This window comes from Gilliamella sp. ESL0405 (genome assembly GCF_019469205.1).
Lineage (GTDB): Bacteria > Pseudomonadota > Gammaproteobacteria > Enterobacterales > Orbaceae > Gilliamella.
The window spans coordinates 1,050,689-1,070,758 of the sequence record NZ_CP048265.1; the positions used below are offsets into that span (position 1 = coordinate 1,050,689).

The 20,070-nt window shown below is 37.6% G+C and carries 15 protein-coding genes and 1 riboswitch; of the genes, 10 read left to right on the forward strand and 5 right to left on the reverse strand.

From position 1 onward, the window contains the following. Nucleotides 1-6: 6 nt before the first annotated feature. The 4 genes from GYM74_RS04680 (at nt 7) to rluB (ending at nt 3,231) form a co-directional block, all read left to right on the forward strand. Entirely contained in the window at nt 7-840 is an 834-nt protein-coding gene (locus GYM74_RS04680) for a PHP domain-containing protein (RefSeq protein WP_220219330.1), read from the forward strand. A 107-nt stretch (nt 841-947) separates the two neighbouring features. Next, on the forward strand, nt 948-1,568 hold the full coding sequence (locus tag GYM74_RS04685; protein WP_220219331.1) for an L-threonylcarbamoyladenylate synthase: 621 nt from the start codon (nt 948-950) through the stop codon (nt 1,566-1,568). A gap of 31 nt (nt 1,569-1,599) precedes the next feature. Next, nucleotides 1,600-2,304, forward strand: a complete 705-nt coding sequence (locus GYM74_RS04690) for a DUF3592 domain-containing protein (protein ID WP_220219332.1) — start codon at nt 1,600-1,602, stop codon at nt 2,302-2,304. Between the two features lie 42 nt (nt 2,305-2,346). Further along, a complete protein-coding gene (gene rluB, locus GYM74_RS04695) occupies nt 2,347-3,231 on the forward strand; it encodes a 23S rRNA pseudouridine(2605) synthase RluB (protein ID WP_220219333.1) in 885 nt (294 codons plus the stop codon). A gap of 316 nt (nt 3,232-3,547) precedes the next feature. On the opposite strand, the gene GYM74_RS04700 is transcribed toward rluB, so the two are convergent. From GYM74_RS04700 to argS, 3 genes are all read right to left on the reverse strand, one after another. Beyond that, complete coding sequence (locus tag GYM74_RS04700) at nt 3,548-4,561, reverse strand: amidohydrolase family protein (RefSeq protein WP_220219334.1); 1,014 nt, start codon at nt 4,559-4,561, stop codon at nt 3,548-3,550. A 397-nt stretch (nt 4,562-4,958) separates the two neighbouring features. Then, nucleotides 4,959-7,298, reverse strand: coding sequence for a penicillin-binding protein 1C (gene pbpC, locus GYM74_RS04705; protein ID WP_220219335.1), 2,340 nt, complete (start codon nt 7,296-7,298; stop codon nt 4,959-4,961). 75 nt (nt 7,299-7,373) lie between these two features. Next, nucleotides 7,374-9,107: an arginine--tRNA ligase gene (argS, locus tag GYM74_RS04710; protein WP_220219336.1), complete on the reverse strand. Its 1,734-nt coding sequence runs from the start codon at nt 9,105-9,107 to the stop codon at nt 7,374-7,376. A 184-nt stretch (nt 9,108-9,291) separates the two neighbouring features. Between argS and GYM74_RS04715 the strand changes: the two genes are divergently transcribed. The 6 genes from GYM74_RS04715 to dinB all read left to right on the forward strand — a co-directional run bounded on the left by GYM74_RS04715 (nt 9,292) and on the right by dinB (nt 16,546). Further along, nucleotides 9,292-9,936, forward strand: coding sequence for a hypothetical protein (locus GYM74_RS04715; protein WP_220219337.1), 645 nt, complete (start codon nt 9,292-9,294; stop codon nt 9,934-9,936). A gap of 43 nt (nt 9,937-9,979) precedes the next feature. After that, a riboswitch (TPP riboswitch) is annotated at nt 9,980-10,087 on the forward strand. Between the two features lie 40 nt (nt 10,088-10,127). Beyond that, a complete protein-coding gene (gene thiB, locus GYM74_RS04720) occupies nt 10,128-11,126 on the forward strand; it encodes a thiamine ABC transporter substrate binding subunit (RefSeq protein WP_220219338.1) in 999 nt (332 codons plus the stop codon). Between the two features lie 13 nt (nt 11,127-11,139). Continuing rightward, nucleotides 11,140-12,708, forward strand: coding sequence for a thiamine/thiamine pyrophosphate ABC transporter permease (gene thiP, locus GYM74_RS04725; RefSeq protein WP_220219339.1), 1,569 nt, complete (start codon nt 11,140-11,142; stop codon nt 12,706-12,708). After that, nucleotides 12,695-13,399 carry a thiamine ABC transporter ATP-binding protein ThiQ gene (gene thiQ, locus GYM74_RS04730; RefSeq protein WP_366518748.1) on the forward strand — a complete coding sequence of 235 codons (705 nt, stop codon included), beginning with the start codon at nt 12,695-12,697 and terminating at the stop codon, nt 13,397-13,399. Before thiP ends, thiQ begins: the two co-directional genes overlap by 14 nt. A gap of 301 nt (nt 13,400-13,700) precedes the next feature. After that, entirely contained in the window at nt 13,701-15,407 is a 1,707-nt protein-coding gene (cptA, locus tag GYM74_RS04735; RefSeq protein WP_220219341.1) for a phosphoethanolamine transferase CptA, read from the forward strand. Between the two features lie 83 nt (nt 15,408-15,490). Next, complete coding sequence (dinB, locus tag GYM74_RS04740) at nt 15,491-16,546, forward strand: DNA polymerase IV (RefSeq protein ID WP_220219342.1); 1,056 nt, start codon at nt 15,491-15,493, stop codon at nt 16,544-16,546. A gap of 122 nt (nt 16,547-16,668) precedes the next feature. On the opposite strand, the gene GYM74_RS04745 is transcribed toward dinB, so the two are convergent. Both GYM74_RS04745 and GYM74_RS04750 read right to left on the reverse strand, forming a co-directional pair. Further along, nucleotides 16,669-18,105: a 6-phospho-beta-glucosidase gene (locus GYM74_RS04745; protein ID WP_220219343.1), complete on the reverse strand. Its 1,437-nt coding sequence runs from the start codon at nt 18,103-18,105 to the stop codon at nt 16,669-16,671. 15 nt (nt 18,106-18,120) lie between these two features. Then, nucleotides 18,121-19,995 (reverse strand): glucose PTS transporter subunit IIA, encoded by a 1,875-nt coding sequence (locus tag GYM74_RS04750; RefSeq protein ID WP_220219344.1) that lies wholly within the window; start codon nt 19,993-19,995, stop codon nt 18,121-18,123. Nucleotides 19,996-20,070 lie beyond the last annotated feature (75 nt).

Below are 20,070 nucleotides of genomic sequence, written 5' to 3' on the forward strand. Positions count from 1 at the left end.
AAAAGTGTGATCGTCGATTTACATTCTCATACTACCGCATCAGACGGTATTTTAACACCGAGTGAGCTTGTCAAAAGAGCGGCTGAAAACAAGATCGATCTTTTAGCCATTACCGATCATGATACGGTCAAAGGCTTGCCCGAGGCAAGAGTGACGATTGAAAATGAACATTTACCGGTCAAATTAGTTTGTGGTGTTGAAATATCAACCGCATGGAAACATAACGAAATCCATATTGTGGGTCTAAATGTTGATATCGATAATCCACAGTTATTAGCGTTACTATCATCACAAGAGCAAGGGCGGATTAGCCGAGCGCATGCAATTAGCGAGAAGTTGGCTAAAGTTAGTATTGAAAACGCTTACCAACAAGCGCAACAATTTGCTAAAGGGGATATTGTATCACGAGCACATTTTGCCCGCTTTTTAGTGGCAAATGGTCACGTTAAAGATATTAAACGTGCATTCAAACGCTATTTGGGTAAAGGTGGTTATGCCTATGTGCCTGCGCAGTGGTGTAGTATTGCTCATGCCGTCGAAGCGATTCATACCGCAGGTGGGCAAGCCGTGTTAGCGCACCCGACTCGTTACGATTTAACGTTAACCAAATTAAAATTATTAATTCAAGATTTTAAAGATTGTGGCGGTGATGCGCTTGAAGTTTCGCAAAGCCGACAAACGCAAGATGATTTACAACGTTTAGCTAAATTAGCCAATGAGTTTGAATTACTGGCGTCACAAGGCTCCGATTTTCATGATTTGGTTAATTATCTTGATTTGGGGAAAACAACGCCATTACCCGATAGTATTACCCCGATATGGCATAATTGGGAAATTTAGTATCAAGTAGAAATGAAGCCGATTTTAGTTACGTGTTAAAGCGATAATGTCGCTTTAATCTTGAGCACTAAAATCCGATGTTAAATTTATCAACATAGAAGAACATTATGAGCCAAACTTTTTATATTCACCCTGATAATCCACAAACACGTCTGTTAGATCAAGTTGTCAAAATATTAAACGACGGCGGTGTGATTGCCTTTCCTACCGATTCGGGATATTCGCTTGGTTGTTTACTCGATAATAAATATGGCGTTGATCGTATTTGTCAGATTCGCAACCTTGATAAGCATCACAACTTTACCTTAATGTGTCGTGATCTCTCTGAGCTTTCTTCTTATGCCTTTGTCGATAATACAACATTTCGGTTATTGAAGAATAATACACCGGGTAAATATGTGTTTATTTTACCGGCAAGTAAAGAAGTGCCACGCCGCTTAATGAACGAAAAGCGTAAAACCATTGGCTTACGCATTCCTGATAATAAAATAGATTTAGCGCTTCTCGAATTATTAGGTCAGCCCTTAATGACTACCACCTTAATTTTACCTAATGATGAAGAAGCACAATCCGATCCGGACGAGATTGAAGATAAAATTGGTCATCAACTTGATGCCATTGTTCATGGTGGTTATATTAGCGAACAACCCACCACAGTGATTGATCTTACTCATGATTATCCTGATATAGTTCGACAAGGTAGCGGTGATACCGCACCTTTTATATAAATAAAATTATAAATTAATATAGGAAAACAAAATGAAAAAAGTCATGGCATTTATTTTTATACTCAGTATTGGAATATTAATATTGGTAGCGCGTCAATCGATAAAACAGATAGATTTTATTAATTCTTCAGTCAGTGCTACAGGCACCATTGTTGACTTTGAAGAGTCGTATTCAAAAGATTCTGACGGCAACCGATCAGTTTCTTATTTTCCTATCTTTCAATTTGTTGATAATCAAGAACAAGTTAGAAAGGTGAAATCAAATGTTGGTAGTAATCCTCCCGCCTATGAGAAAGGCGATGAGATTGAAATTTTATATGATCCGTTAAATTCGAATCATGCAAAAATTAATACTTTTTTCTCAATGTGGCTTGGCGAAATGATTTTTGGAATCATTGGCATCCTACTATTTTTAATTAGTATTAGTTATTTTTATTATCAATTTAAGAAAAATAAATTAAAACGTCAGATGCTGACAAGTGGTCGACAAATTGAAGCGAAGATAAATTCGGTTGAACAAAATACCGCATTATCTGTTCGAGGTCGCTCGCCGTATATCATTTACTGTCAATGGCAAGACAGTATAACATCAAATCATGTCTATCTTTTTGAAAGCGAAAATATTTGGTTTGATCCTAGTCCTTTCATTGATAAAGAGACAATAACTGTCTATATTGATGAAGCAAATCCAAAACGTTATTATGTCGATATTAGTTTTTTACCTAAGGTAAAATAAATCATCATTAAATAAAGATACCTGTGAAGGTAGCGAGGCAAAATGAAAAAATTGAATTCTGAAAAATTACAAAAAGTGTTAGCCAATTTAGGCAATGGCTCTCGTCGTGAGATTGAAGCCATGATTAGTGCAGGTAAAATCAGTGTTGACGGTAAAATAGCCACTTTAGGTGACCGTGTTGATGTCAATACTAACCCTAAGATTCGAATCAATGGTCACTTAATTCAACTGAGAAGTAAAGAAAAAGAGGTCTGTCGGGTTTTAGCCTACTATAAGCCTGAAGGGGAAATCTGTTCCCGAAATGATCCACAAGGTCGGGCAACGGTATTTGAACATTTGCCTCGTTTAAAAAATGCACGTTGGGTTAATATTGGCAGGCTTGATATTAATACCTCTGGTTTATTACTGTTTACCACCGACGGCGAACTTGCCAACCGACTTATGCATCCAAGGCATGAGATCGAGCGTGAATATGCGGTAAGAGTTTTTGGTAATGTGACCGATCAACAGCTCAATCAATTGCGTAAAGGTGTACAACTGGAAGACGGTCCGGCGGCATTTAAATCGATTAAAGCACAAGGTGGCGACGGTTTAAATCAGTGGTTTAATGTTGTTATAACCGAAGGTCGTAATCGAGAAGTTCGTAGAATGTGGGAAGCCATTGAGGTACAAGTTAGCCGTTTGCTTCGTATTCGCTATGGTAATATTACATTACCTAAAGGACTTTCACGAGGCACTTGGATAGAACTCGGTATTGATTCGGTTAACTATTTGCGTGATCTGGTCGGTTTGCCGGCCGAAGTGAAAAGTTTTACCAAAACTAACGCTTCATCAGATAAGCGAATCGTCAGACCAAAACGAGCAAGAGTTGACCGTTTAGCTAAATCACCACGTCAAGCAACCAGCAAAAAGCCTACACGTAAATAAATCTATCTTCTATTCCCAATAAACGCTGTGTTATTGGGGATAGCACATTTTTGTGTTAAAGCATTAAGACAATTGCCACTATTTTTATTAAACAGTGAATAACGCCTTAATGCTTTTTACAAGCTCTACAAGCTCTACATGCTTTACAAACTCTATAAGCTTTATACAAGCTCTATATGCTCTACACGCTCTACATGCACTACACACCCTAAATCTACTACATGCTCTATAAGCTAGCTCTAAAAGTTTTGCAAGCTCGACAAGGCTCGACGATCATATCAAGCAGAGCGCTTGTTATTGAGTATTTTAAAAACGATTAAAGCCCTAATACCATTCGCCCATTTTTGGTTGCCACATTCACTACGTTATCTAAATCAGTATAACGGCAGCCAGTCACCAATAGTTTGAGTTCTTCCCACATATTTCCGGTTGAAAAAGGAAGCATATAATCACTAACGTTATCTGTGCCAATAGCAACCGGAATGCCTGCCGCTGCCAGCTCGTCAACCGGCGTTAATGAGTTGCGAGTTGGTCCTTGTTCTTCACGGCGTGGGCTATCAATCCAGGCAAACGGGCAAGCAATAACCATCATTTTTGCTTCTTTCATTTTTTTATAGAGTTTTTGCCGATAGGCTAAGCTATGCGCAGTGATTGAGATACTGTGAATGGCAACAACTCTTCCATGCATACCGTGTTCAAGCGTTTTATCGGTCAGTTGCTCTGTTTCAATCTCATCGGATGAGTTAAATTGGTCAACATGAACATGTACCATTTTGCCCAGTGATTTACCTGTTTGCATGAGCACATCAAGATGAACAAGTCCCATACCTTCACCATGGTCACGTTCATCTCGGCGAGGTAATCCACCAATAATATCGACTAAATCAGCGCCTTTATCAAACCAATAGCGAGCTTCTTTATCAATCACGCCTTTGAGTGTTTGGTTCACTAACTTTATGGTGATGTCATTTTTATAGGTTTCACGGGCTCGTAATGCGCCTTTAATTGCTCTTTCTTGAGCGATAGGATCGATGTCAACAAACGATCCCATGGCACTTACACCTTGTTCAATCATTCGTTCAACTGCCATGCTAAAATGACGGTAGTAATCATCTTCACTCATGGCGGCTTTAACTTTATCTAAGGTATCCCATTTTTCAATTAATGATTGTTTTTGATACACATCAAAGCTATCAACGTTAATCGTAAAAGCTCGGTCAGCATGCATATGAGCATTAACCCAACCACCATTTTGCTTAATTTTGTTCATTAAAAATGCTTTTAAACTTTGATCTCGACTGGTTAATAACATTTTTTTATTATCTGTCATAATGTGCCTCTACGATGAAATGACTTAAACAAGTGTTACTGATAAGATGAAAAAAAGACAAAAAAAATCCCCCAAAAAGGAGGATATAAAAGGTGCTTAAAAGTTTATTGTTAAGGATAACTAAATTGTGATTTGTCATGGTTTGTTACGCTTTACCTATGCAATAAATTGCAAGAATTCTAACCAAATCACGGGTAATAGCAAGTGTTATAATTATAAAAATATTTAAATAAATGATATAGTTAAAGTATTATTTTTTAGATTTTTACGGTGAGGAATCAAATTTTAATCAACTCTTATCGGTAATGAAACCGATAAAAATAGATAACTCATTATGATATCGAGTGATTTTGTGTCGCAAAAATGAGACAAAGCAAAGAAGCGTGGCAAAATAGGTTTAATTTAATAGTTCTACTTTAATTGTTCTTGAATCACTTCTTCCCAGGTCGTCAAGTACAAGTACTTTAAACGATCCACTTTGGGTTGGTATCCAGCTTAGTGATGTGTGCGGCTCAGATTGCCCAATGAAGGTATCATTAACAAACCAATAGAGTGTTTTAACATCGCCGTCACTATTGGCTGTGAAACTGATTCGCTCACTTTTTTGCTTACTTTGTCTAAACTGATAAACGACATTTTTAAGCGGTGAAGTTATTTTAGGGGGTTCGCCATTTAGACTTTGCACCGTCTGGCAATGTTGGGTTGTCGGTGGCGTTTTTTTCGGTAATCCGGCTTTTGCAAAAATAGCGGCTAAATCTGAAGGCCAAAATTCAAAAACTTCAATATGCGAATTTTCCATATCATAAGGCGGGCAGACCGCTTTGCCAGTTTGATTATCAACCCTTACTGGTCTGAAAATGGTATCGGGTTTAATCGGTGATACGCCTGGAATAAACCATGTTTTACCTTTTGCTTTACACCATTGGGTCATTAAGTTACCACTGGTTAAACAAATATCGACACGCTTCAAATTTGGCGGTATACGGTGCTTTTCTTTGCGTATATTAGGATAATAGGCATTGATGCTGTCAACAATATTAAAAAATAGTGGGGTTGCTGCATCAATTCCAACAAAGGCATTGTTACCTTGATTATTAAAATTGCCTAACCATACTACCATGGCATAATGACCAAAATTGCCGGCAGTCCAAGCATCACGGAATCCCCACGAGGTGCCGGTCTTCCACGCAACCGGAATCATTTTCTTTTGCATTTTGCTCAGTATATCTTGTGGGCGAGTATTTTTTTTCAGCATATCAAGCGTCATAAATGCGGCTTCTTCACTTAACTGTCGTTCTGGCTCCACTTGATTATCGTGTTTAATAAATTTTAATGGTTGCCAGTTACCACCGTTGTCCAACATTGCATATAAGCTCACTAACTCTTGAGCAGTTATCTCGCCACCACCCAACACCAAAGCTAAGCCATAATGCGCTTCATCAGCTAAATTTTGTATATGCGTATTAACTAAAAATTCATAAAAAGAGGGTTTTTTTAATTTTTGCGCAATAGCCACAGCGGGGATATTGCGGCTGTGAATTAAAGCATCAGTTGCAGAAATTGGGCCTCGAAAGTTACGGTCGAAGTTTTCCGGAGTATAGGCACCAAAATTGGTTGCGACATCTTTAAGGATTGTTTGAGGATGCAATAAACCTTGATCGATACCAAGTGCGTAGATAAATGGTTTTAGCGTTGAACCGGGTGACCGTTTGGCATTCGTTCCGTTAACTTGCCCTTCAATGGCTTGATTAAAATAGTCAGCAGACCCGATCAGCGCTTTAATTTCCATTGATTGGGTATCAACTAATATAACAGCTGCATTATTGATGCCTTTTATGCTGTTTCGTTCAATAAATGCTTCAACCTGTGTGGTGATAATTTTTTGTAATTGGCTATCTAATGTGGTGTGGACTTCCAGATCATTACTGACATGGTCTTGCATGATTTGATTAACAAAGTGAGGTGCGACAAATGGTAGTTTTTCTGGTTGGCGTAAAACCAATTTTTGATCGAAAAGTGCAGCGATATTACTATCAACCGGGTATTTTTCTTGCCAACGTTGAAAAAGCATGTTTCTTGCTTTAATCAGTGCCGGGCCAGCTATGCCGGTTTTGCGATCAGTTCGATAGGTTGGTGATTGCGGTAATACAACTAATGTTAAGGCTTCCGGTAGATTGACTTCTGAAGGCGGTTTATTGAAATAGATTAATGATGCCGCCCCGATACTTTCAATATTTCGTCCAAACGGTGCATAGTTGAGATAAGCTTCTAAAATATCATGTTTGGAATACATTAATTCTAGCTGGATAGCTCTGGCAATTTGGGTGAGTTTTCCGCCTATCGTTTTGGTATTTAATCGCCAGTGCATGCGAGCCAGTTGCATGGTAATGGTTGATGCGCCTTGTCGATTCCCGCCGCTCACGAACGTTTGCCAAAATGCTCGGCTTAAGCTAAATGGATTAAAGCCGGTATGATAATAAAACCATTGGTCTTCATGCAGTAATAAGCCGTTAATAATATCTGGCGATATCTCTTCAAGCGGTGTCCAAAGCCGATACCGGTCATCGTCGGCTAAAGTCATTCTGATTAATTGATTGTTATCATCGTAAAAACGTTTAGAAAAAGAGAGAGATTCGGATAGAGGAGGATGAGGAAATAAGCGAATTGCAACGAGTGTTAGCAAGATTAATACAATTGCCATTAATTTATTTTGTTGCCGAACAATAAATCCAATCATTTTATCTTGCTGTCTAATTGTTACTCAAGGAATAGGGATCAATTACCACCGATATTATATCGGTGGTAAGGAGTATTACATTTTTTCAACGGTTTTAATGCCTAACATATCAAGTCCCGTTTTAAGGGTTTTTGCTGTTAATGAAGCCAGTTTTAAACGGCTGGTTTTTAGACTTTCATTTTCAGCAGATAAGATTGGGCAGTGTTCATAAAAACTAGAAAATAGTGTAGCAATATCGTACAAATAAGCACACAGCACATGTGGTGTGCCTTCATTAGCAACGGTTGATATCGTTTCATCGAATTGGATTAAGCGCGTAGCTAATGCACGCTCTTTATCCGTTTCAAGACTGATAGTACCGGTTAAGCTATCTTCATTAATGTTTGATTTTCTGAAGATTGATAGTACACGAGTGTAAGCATATTGTAAATAGGGTGCGGTGTTGCCTTCAAACGACAGCATATTGTCCCAATCAAATACATAATCGGTTGTGCGGTTTTTTGATAGATCGGCATATTTAACCGCACCGATAGCAACAGCATCAACCACTTGCGCCAGCTCTTGTTCGGTCAACTGTGGATTTTTACTGCGAATTAAAACGGTTGCACGTTCTGTCGCTTCATCAAGCAGATCATTTAATTTAACAGTATCGCCCGAACGAGTTTTAAATGGTTTTCCGTCTTTACCTAACATCATACCAAACATATGATGTTCAAGTTTTAGTGATTCCGGAACATATTTGGCTTTGTGTACAATTGCCCAAACTTGTTCAAGGTGTTGGTGTTGACGTGAATCGGTATAATAGAGTATACGGTCAGCATGCAATGTTTCGTAACGGTATTTGACACAAGCAATATCGGTTGTCGCATACAGGTAGCCGCCATCACGTTTTTGGATGATGACACCCATTGGCTCGCCTTCTTTGTTTTTATATTCATCTAAAAAGACAACGATTGCCCCGTCACTTTCAACCGCCAGTTTTTTATGTCTTAAATCAGCCACAATACCCGGTAGCATGCTGTTATAGATGCTTTCCCCCATGGTATCTTCTAATGATAGTGTGACATTAAGACGTTTATAGGTTGCTATATTTTGTGTCATAGTGATATCAACAAGTTTTCGCCACATTTCTCGGCAATACTCATCACCACCTTGTAATTTAACCACGTAATTACGGGCTTTTTCAGCAAATGCTTGGTCTTCGTCATAGTGTTTTTTAGCGGCACGATAAAATGATTCTAAATCTGACAAATCCATATCATTGGCATGCTCATTTTGCATCTTTTCAAGGTAAGCAATAAGCATACCGAATTGCGTGCCCCAATCACCGACATGGTTGGCTCGTATAACATTATGACCTAGAAAACTTAATACTCTGACAGTGGCATCACCAATAATCGTTGAACGTAAATGTCCTACATGCATCTCTTTGGCGACATTCGGTGCTGAATAGTCAACAACTATCGTTTGTGGTTTAGCCGGTAAAGTAATATTCAATTTATCACTACTTAAAGCAATTTCATTTTGTTGCGCAATCCAGCTATTTTTTAAAAAGATATTAATAAAGCCAGGGCCGGCAATCTCAACTTTATCAGCGATATCGTTGATATCAAGATGTTGCAATACTTTTTCAGCAAGCTCTCTTGGTGGCATGCCTAACTTTTTAGCGGCAGACATAATGCCATTAGCTTGATAATCACCAAATTGTACTTTAGCAGATTGTTTGATTAGCGCGTCGCTGTTTTTATCGGCGCCTGCCATAATCATTGCTTGTGAAATGCGTTGCATTAATAATTGTTGAATATTCACACTAAACCTAATTGATTGTAATAAAATGCCCAATATAATACTGGTAAATTGATAAATTGTCACTGTGGGATTAGTTAAGGACAAGTAAATACAGCGTGTTTGTATAAGATAAAATTATTGTAAATTAGCGTGACATAGATTACTTTATGTTCAAAATAAATTGCATAAATAAAGAGAGTGATAAATGTTCCAAAAATTTGTTAAATGGAGTGTAATTGTCAATATATTTTTATTTTTTTCTGCTTTAGTCTTTGCTCAAGCCCCCGACACTGTGCCAAACCTAAAACTCCCCATAACTTCTTCACAATTTATAAAATACTATAAAAAAGATAATGATGGTTACGCTATCTTTTTGGACAAGTATTCAAAACTCACTCAACTCTTGAATGAGCAAGAAATCAATTTTCCGATTAAAAATGAGTCTTTTGGATATGATCGATTTACACAAGATATCCGCTATTACGTAGTAGGTGGCTTTGTTCAGGATAATTATCTCTATAAAGTGATAATTTACAATGGTTATGGTGAAGCTGATACCCAGATGTTAAATATTCAACTAAATAGTTACGATGAACAAGGTAAATTGATTGATGCTTTGCTTTTAGATAGTCAATATCGCTATGAAGATGTTAGTAGTTTTAATCAATTTTCTGTCAATGAAGATTTAACAATAAACCTAAAACAGTTTGTGACTTACTATTATGATGAGGACTATGAATATATAGATCCTAAGCCGGAATTTTATAAAGAACAGGTATATCAGATTAATCAAGGGCAATTTAAATTAGTCTCTTCCAAAATGGCAGAGAAATTTGAATGGCAACAGTGAAGGGTAACTATTTACAATTAAACCTTGAGCCTCTAAACTAATATCGTTCTCAACGGGGTGCCGAGTTGGGCTGAGAATGTTAACTTGCTAACATAACCCGTCGAACCTGAACTGGATCATGCCAGCGGAGGGATTTGAGTTATAATATCTGCTCAAACCTTTTGTCTTTTACTTACTATTTTGGAGGCAAAATGTTTCGTCACAATCTGTTATTGTCTATTGTTTTTCCTTTATTGTGCTTTGCCGGCGCTGTCTTTGCTGAGCAGCCAACTTTAACCGTCTATAGTTATAACTCTTTTATGTCACAGTGGGGTCCTGGTGAAGCGATCAAAAAAGGTTTTGAGGCGCAGTGTGACTGTCAACTTGATGTGATAACATTGGGAGACGGTGTATCGATTCTAAATCGTATTCGGCTTGAAGGTGATAAAACCAATGCTGATGTAATTTTGGGGTTAGATAACAATCTGATAGAACAAGCTAAACTTACCGATATCATTATACCTCATCAAATTGAGAAACCGGATAACTTAAATACCGATTGGTGGAATGAAGATTTTATGCCTTATGATTATGGTTATTTTGCCTTTATTTATAATAAAGAGAAAATTAAACATCCACCTCAATCTTTACATCAATTAGTTGATAACAAGCCAAATTGGAAAATTATTTATCAAGATCCCAGAACCAGTACACCCGGTTTAGGATTGCTTTTTTGGATGAAGAAAGTTTATGGTGATGATGCCGCCATAGCGTGGCAAAAAATAGCGAAAAATACCGTTACAGTAACCAAAGGTTGGAGCGAGTCTTACAATATGTTTTTGAAAGGCGAAGCTGATTTTGTGTTGAGTTATAACACTTCACCGGTTGCGCATATTTTAAATGATAACGATTATCGCTATGTAGCGGCCATTTTTGATGAAGGACATTATCGTCAAGTTGAGGTAGCCGGTATTATCAAATATAGCCAAGAAGTTCCATTGGCTCGCCAATTTTTAAAATATCTATTAACACCTCAAGTGCAGCGTTTATTTGCTGAAAAAAATGTTATGTATCCAATTATCAAAACTGATTTACCTCCGGCTTTTGATCAAATTAAACCGATAGACAAGCCGCTGGAATTTGATGCAGAACAAGTTAGCAAGCATCAAAAAGCGTGGATTCGTGAATGGCAATCAGCGGTGATCAAATAAAACGGTTAATTTGATGTTTAAAATAAAACCGCTAATGGCAGGTATTGGCGCCGCTAGTTTTATTTTTATGGTATTAGCAACGGCGCTTTTTGCACTAGTTCGCTTTGCCATAGAGTCTGATAATTTAACTGTCTATTTTGATAGTTATTTATTACATATTCTAGCAATAACGTTTTATCAATCACTGTTATCGACTGTTTTATCTATCGGCTTTGCATTATTAATGGCGAAAGCTTTATCAATGGTTGATTTTAAAGGCAAAGCACTGCTATTAAAGCTGATGCCGATCACCTTTATTTTACCAACACTAGTGGTTGTTACCGGACTATTGTCGGTATATGGCAAGCAGGGTCTAATATCGGTTTTTTTTCAGTCTCTTAATTTACCTTATTCGCTGTCGATTTATGGGTTACAGGGTATTTTATTGGCGCATGTTTTTTTGAATTTTCCCTATGCCTGCTGTTTATTTTATCGAACGTTAATAAGTGTGCCGGTCGAACATAAACAGTTAGCAGCGCAGCTTAATTTTTCTCATTTTGCCTTTGTTAAACTGATTGAATGGCCTTTGTTGCGCCGGCAAATCTTACCTATGGCAGCATTAATTTTTATGCTTTGTTTTTCCAGTTTTGCCGTTGTGCTTGCGCTGGGTGGGGGACCAAAGTTTACCACAATTGAAGTGGCAATCTATCAATCTATCCGTGATTTTGACATTATGCAAGCGGTTGTGCTTTCAGCGTTGCAGATTGTGTGCTGTATAACTTTTATTTTGTTGATGCAAAAATTGAATCAACAAAAGAAACTTAGCATAAAATTTGTTAAAGCCGATTATCAACTCGCCATACCGGGTTATTTAGGTTTTTTATGTAGAATCATCATTTGGGTAGGTGTGCTATTTATTTTCCTTCCGATGCTGACGGTACTGGTTGAAGGGATTTATTATTTTCGCTTATCTGCGATTAATCAATCTTTTCTATCAGCGTTAATGTACTCCATTTTGATTGCTTTAGGCTCAGCGATGATTGCTATGTTGTTAGGCTTGTCGCTACTTTGGACGAATAGCCGTTTACTTGTTTTCCAGCAGACAAAATTGAGTAATTATTTAATGATGATCGGCTCGTTAATTTTGGTTATTCCCAGTATGGTTTTAGCATCGGGGCTTTTTTTACTGCTATTTCGTTACGCCGAAAATACGCTGTTTATTTGTCTGTTGGTTATGCTTTGTAATGGGCTTATGGCATTACCTTTTGTGCTTAAAAATCTTGCCGCACCCATGTATGATGTTACTTTGCGTTACTGGCAGCTTAGCCAATCGCTCAATATTACCGGTTTAAAGCATTTTTATTTAATCGAATTTAAAGCATTAAAAAAATTGATTATGATGAGTTTTGCATTTTCAATGATTTTATCGTTGGGCGATTTTGGTGTGATTGCGTTGTTTGGTGGGCAATCGGTGATCACATTACCTTATTATTTATACGAGCAAATATCATATTATTATTATCATGATAGTATGGTTACTGCTGCTTTTCTATTAATCTTATCTTTAAGTATATTGGTTGTGATAGATGATGATCGAACTTAACCAAATCAGTTATCAGCACGATGATTTCAAAACCTATTTTGACTTCAACATCGCCGCTAAAGAGCGGGTGATTGTCGTTGGTCCTAGTGGCGCAGGTAAAAGTACGCTATTAAATCTTATTGCCGGCTTTGTTTATCCTCAATGTGGAGATATCATTCTTAATCAACAAAATGTTACCCATTTGCCACCGAGCGAACGTCCGACATCTATGCTATTTCAGCATAATAATTTATTTAGCCATTTAACCATTGAACAGAATATTGCATTAGGCATCAAACCCTCTTTAAAATTGAGTGCTAATGAGCAGTCGTTGATAGGTCATATACTCGAGCAAATTGGGCTTAAAGGGTTTGCCGGACGTTTTCCTGAACAGCTTTCCGGTGGTCAGTCACAACGTGTGGCGCTTGCCCGATGTTTGATTCAACATCGTCCTATTTTACTATTAGATGAGCCTTTTTCGGCGTTAGATCAAGCGCTGCGATTTGAGATGTTAGCGCTGATAGATCAGATCTGTAATCAATATGGTCTGACTTTGATGATGGTGTCACATTATCTGGATGAATCCCTAAGCTATTTTTCACGCTGTTTGGTTGTTGATAATGGGCAAATTATCTTTAATGATCATCCCGAAAAGTTGAAACTTTCTGAAAATCAGCATATAGCTAAAATATTAGGCTTAAAGATTGGCTAAATTGGTGGCATTGGCCAATAGTGCTAATAGCAAATTTTAAATAGATGAATATTGCCAGTTTGACTGAGATTTTTAATTAAAGGAACAAATGGTTTAGTGGTTGTTATCAAAATCCTACTGCATCGACTCGTTAACTAGAAAGTTTGGCTTTTTTCAGTCAATTCCATTATTGATCCCCGCCTGTTAACTTATTTGTTTAGCAAAGACTGCTGCATAAATTGCGCCCATTGCGCCTTTAAGGTTTTATTAATTTAGGCTAGATAAAGTGTTATCACCTATTATTTAATATTGTTAGATATTCATGCAAAAGTTAAAAGACAACCAAAAATTTAGCTGGTCTGCACTTATTTTTGTTATTCTATTTTTTTGTTACTTTTCCTGTGCGTTACAACTCTATATTGTGTTATCGGGTCATTCGAATTTAATTGGGTTACGTGATGCGATAATTTATAGTTTAATTTGGCTGATACCAGTTCTGCTGTTTCCAAATCATACCCGGAAAATTGCCGCCGTTTATGGACTGATTATTGGCGCTTTGTCGCTTATCTCCATTGGTTACTTTGTGATTTATCGTCAAGAGTTTTCACAAAGTGTCTTTTTTGTTATGGCTGAATCAAACTACAATGAATCTCATGAATTTATTCAACAATATTTTAGCTTTAAGTTATTAGCAGTATTAGTGATTTATATTTTAATCGGTATTTATCTTTGGCGAAAAGTAAAACCGATTTATGTTAAAAATTCGACCAAGTGGATCTGCTCGCTGTTAATTATCACTTATGCTTTAATGCCGTTATTTATTAGTATGGCAGTTAAAAAGACTTCATTTGAAAAAGCGACAGCGCACTTAATGTCTCGCATGGAAACAACCGTGCCATGGCAACTTTTAAATAGCTATTTAGCCTATCGTTCGCAATTAACTAATATGGAAAATATTTTGAATCATTTGCAAACGCTGCCTGCTTTTGAAAATTTAAAAGATGCTAATGGTGATACACCAAGAACATTGGTGCTGGTCATTGGTGAGTCAACGTCTCGTCAACGTATGGGCATTTACGGTTATGACAGGCCGACAACACCACAAATAGAGCAATTTAAAAAAGAGAATCCGGAATTTTTGGTTTTCAATGACGTGGTATCATCAAGACCTTATACCATTGAGATATTGCAACAAGCTTTAACCTTTGCTGATGAACAGCATCCGGATCTCTATTTGAAAAAACCGTCGTTAATACATTTAATGAAACAGGCTGGTTATAAAACTTTTTGGATAACTAACCAGCAAACTATGACCAAACGCAATACAATGCTAACTATGTTTTCTAAGCAGGCCGATGAACAGTTTTATATGAATAACGATCGTAATCAAAGTTCAAGACAATATGACTCATCCGTTTTCGAACCCTTTAGAGAAGTGTTAAACGATCCGGCGCAGAAGAAATTTATTGTTATACACTTGCTTGGTACCCATATGAAATATTCCTTGCGTTATCCTAAAGATGAACAGTGGAATCACTTTAAAGATAAAGACAAAATAGCATTTAAGATTGATGATGATAAGTTAGACTATTATAACAGTTATGATAATGCGATCAGATATAACGATTATGTCACAACCACACTTTTTAACTTGTTTAAAAATAGTCAAGAAAACGGTTTTATGTTGTATTTTTCTGATCATGGGGAAGATGTTTACCAATCACCGCCACATGATGTGTTAGGGCGCAATGAAAAAGCACCAACCCAAACAATGTATACGGTACCATTTATGCTTTGGCAGTCGCCTAAGTGGCGAGCAAGTCATCCTAATAATTATCAAGCCTATGTAGGGCGTAAATTTAGTACTCAAGATTTGATTCACACATGGTCTGATTTAGCCGGTTTGAGTTATGATTCATACCAGCCGGAAAAAAGTATAGTGAACCCTAATTTTCATCAATCGATCCGCTGGATTGGCGATCCGTATGATAAAAATGGACTCATTGATTTCGATAAGTTGCTTAAGTAATTTTTTAGCGGTTTGCACAAGTTTTTAAGGTATGATATTGTATATTTATACAGTTATATTACCGATCTAGTTAAAAAGCCATTATGCGAAAAATTATTCATGTCGACATGGATTGTTTTTATGCCGCCGTTGAAATGCGAGATAATCCCCGTTACCGTAATATGCCAATTGCGGTAGGGGGTGATCCGCGTAAACGTGGCGTAGTTGCCACCGCAAATTATCAGGCTCGGCAATTTGGTATTCATAGTGCTATGTCAATGGCACAAGCGGTTAAGTTATGCCCTAATCTTAAGGTGATACCGGGCAGGCACGCTGTTTATAAAGAGGTATCAAATCAAATTCATCAAATTTTCCAGCGTTATACCAAAGCTATTGAAACACTATCGCTCGATGAGGCCTATTTAGATGTTACCGATTGTAAGTTATGCCAAGGGTCGGCGACCTTAATTGCGCAAGATATTCGTCAAACGATTTACAATGAGCTTGAACTTACCGCATCAGCGGGAGTGGCTCCGCTGAAATTCTTAGCCAAAATTGCATCTGACATGAATAAACCTAACGGGCAATATGTGATTACACCCGATGCCGTAAATAATTTTATTCAGCAATTACCGTTGAAAAAAATTCCTGGTGTCGGCAAAGTGACTGAAAAGAAATTGACTGAGCTAGGACTTTATACCTGTAAAGATGTGCTCAATTATGATTTAAACAAACTGCTTAATCAATTTGGTAAATTTGGTCGAATCTTATATGAACGCTGTCAAGGTATTGATGAACGAGAAGTGTGTAATGATCGGCAACGAAAATCAGTTGGGGTTGAGCGTACGTTGGTTAACGATATTCATAGTTGGGAAGAGTGCCTTATGCAGTTTGATCCTTTGTTTGATGAACTTGAAAAAAGATTAAGCAAAGTACGTTCTGATTTATCAATAGCCAGACAAGGGGTGAAATTCAAGTTTGATGATTTTCAGCTGACTACTCAAGAGCATGTGTGGTCGAAACTCGATAAACAGGATTTGATTGAACAGGCTTATAAAGTTTGGCATGAGCGCAGACAAGATCGGGGTGTGCGCCTTATCGGTTTTCATGTCACGCTTATCGATCCACAACTGGATAAACAATTGATTTTTAATTTTTGATTTTTGCTTAAGCAAAATTATCAAGTCTAAATAGAAGCACAATTAATGGTTAACAATAAAAGTAGGGGAGTGTTTAATCAAACCGCTCCCCTTTATTTTAAATTGAGCGATAGCCTAAAAGCTTACTTTAAGCATTGACCATTAGTGCTAATGACGTGTTTATACCATTCAAATGAATCTTTTTTATAACGTTTCATGCTACCGTTTCCTTCGTTATCACGGTCAACATAGATGACGCCATACCGTTTTTTCATTTCACCGGTGGTAAACGACACAACATCGATAATCCCCCATGCGGTATAACCCATAATATCAACGCCATCATAATCAATCGCTTTTAACATCGCCTTAATATGTGCGCCTAAGTATTCAATTCTTGGTTTATCATGAATTTGGTTACCATTTTCTAATTCGTCAATGGCACCAAAACCATTTTCGACAATAAATAACGGTAGCTGATAGCGATCATATAAGCGATTTAAGGTATAACGTAATCCCTCAGGGTCAATCGGCCAACCCCAATCACTACTTTTAATATAAGGATTTTCAACCGCATTTGGTAATGCGCCATTGACGATGTTATCGCGATTGTCGTTTTTCACATCCGCTTTAACTACTGTCGACATATAGTAACTAAAACCAATGTAATCGACGGTACCTTGTTTTAACAGTGCCAAATCGTCGGCTGTGATATCAAGTTTATACCCCTCACGTTCAAACTCTTTAAGCGCATAAGCCGGATAATAACCACGTACATGCACATCAGGGAAGAAGAAGCGTTGATGCATAGCGATTTCCGATGCCATCATATCCTCAGGATTACAAGAATATGGGTAAATAGGCACATGAGAAATCATACAACCAATTTGGAAATCCGGATTAATTTTTTTACCGGCGATTACCGCTTTCGCACTAGCTAATAGCTCATAGTGTGCGACTTGATAAAGGACTTCTTGTGGATTTTCACCCGGTTTGACTTGTACCCCGGAATTAGTCCAAAAGAAGATCGGATTACTGGTATCCATTTGGTTATTGATCTCATTGAATGTCATCCAGTATTTAACTTTATTTTTGTATCGTTCAAAACAAGCAATCGCAAATCGTTCAAAAAATTCTACCGTTTTACGATTACGGAAACCACCATAATGGCGGGCAATGTGTAATGGCATCTCAAAATGAGAAAGTGTTATCACCGGTTCAATTCCGTTAGCAATGAGTTCATCAAACACATTATCGTAAAAACGAAGGCCTTCTTCATTCGGCGTTAACTCATCTCCTTTAGGGAAAATACGTGTCCAAGCAATTGAAGTACGTAAACATTTTAAGCCTAATTCGGCAAACAACTTAATATCATCTTTATAATTATGATAAAAATCGATAGCAGTATGATTTGGATAAAATTTGTCTGCTTGAATATCTTGGGTAATTTGTCTTGGCACACCATGAGCACCAGCGGTCATAACATCAACAACGCTAGGACCTTTCCCGCCTTCGTTCCAGCCACCTTCGAATTGATGAGCGGCTAATGCACCGCCCCATAAAAATGGTTTTTGCTTCATATTTGTTGTTCCTTCTTATTGCTTAATTATAAATACGATATCTTCAGGGGTAACCGGTTTATTTTCCGTTAATGTGATCTGTTGATATTGATCGGTATTGACGATAATAATCGGCGTAATCAGTGGATAGCCTGCTTGTTTTATTTTGTCAGGATCGAAGCTGATAAGTAAATCCCCTTTATTGACTCTTTGGTTTAATGCTACATGGTAGCTAAATTCATTATTGGTTAAATTAACCGTATCAATTCCAACATGAATCAGCAATTCTACACCATTATCCAGTGTTAACCCGATAGCATGTTTAGAGCTTTCAAATACAGCGGTGACAATACCATTATCTGGTGCGTAAACATTGTTGTCAGTTGGCTCAATAGCAATACCTTCACCCATTAATTTTTGAGCAAAAGCTGGATCGGGTACTTCAGAAAGTGGTAAAGCACTGCCAGTCATAGGGCTTTGAATTTCAACTTCATCTAATATTACTTTAGGATTATCATTTTCAATGTTATTGGCACTACCTTTTTCGGTTTCATTGGTGCCTAAAAATTGCATTAATAATACAGGACCAAACAAGGCGATAGCTGATCCCAATAGGACGCCAGTGAAGGATCCGGTATGTTCCGGATTAATCGCATTCACAATTGTTAACGGTCCCGGTAAAGCGGCGTAAGTATAGTAATATGGTGAGAAGAAGCCAGCAACAATTCCACCTAACGCACCACATAAACAACCGTAAATAAATGGACGTTTAAAGCGTAAGTTTACCCCATAAATCGCTGGTTCTGTTATGCCAAACAAACCGGTAACAAATGCTGAAAGTGACACGCCTTTCATGTCTTTGCTTCTGGTTTTTAGATAAAAACCTAATGCCGCGCCCACTTGACCAATAACGGCAATAGTTTGGAACGCTTGGAATGAGTCTTGACCATATTGATTAATGTTTTCGATGATAACTGGCGTAATCCCCCAATGCACACCAAAAATAACAAATACTTGCCATACAGCACCAATAAGACCACCGGCAATCGAAGGCGCTAAATTAACCACCCAGTTATAACCGCTGGCAATATAGTGCGCTGCACCGGCGGTAATTGGACCAATTGCTAGTAGTGTAAGAGGTACCATAACAACTAAACAGATTAGTGGCATTAATAGTGGTTTAATGATGCTATGTAAGCGAGGCTCTAAAGCTCTTTCTAAATAAGACAATAACCAAACTAAAAAAAGTGGAGGTAGGACAGTAGAAGTATAAGTGGTTTCAGATAATGCAATACCGAATAAATCAATTTCTTGTCCGGATTTGATTAGTGTGGCTAATTCAGCCCATGTTGGTGATAGCAGCGCCGCACAACAAGCAACGGCAATATAAATATTACAGCGGAAATGTTGAGAAGCGGTTATGGCAATAAAGATTGGTAAAAAGGCAAAAGGAGCCCATGATATAAAGTTTAAAACTTGACAAGTACCGGTTGTCTCAAACGCCGGGTATGCTAATTTAATTAAAATCAGGATCCCTTGCAATATACCGGCAGCGGCCAAAACATACACAAATGGTGCAAATACCGCTGACATGGTAGCAATGATGCGATTAAGTACGCTGGCTTGGCTTTCATTGGTGACTTTATTATCGGTGTTGATAAGTTGAATAAAGGCGTTATAAACTTTTTCTACATTTGTTCCAATAACAATTTGTATTTGTCCTCCTTTTTCAACTACGGTGATCACACCGGGCATATTGGCAATATTGTCTTTTGCCTCAGGCGGTGTTTTCTCAGTTACTATACGCAAACGAGTAGTGCAACGAGCAACGGTGACAATATTATTTTCACCACCCAGCTCGTTTAAAATATCGACCGCAAGTTTATTATAATCTCTTATTTTTGATGACATCGATTAAGCTCCTTAGACTAATTAATGAGCTTATCTTAAACCTAATTTTAAAATTGTTAATGACCAATTATATTG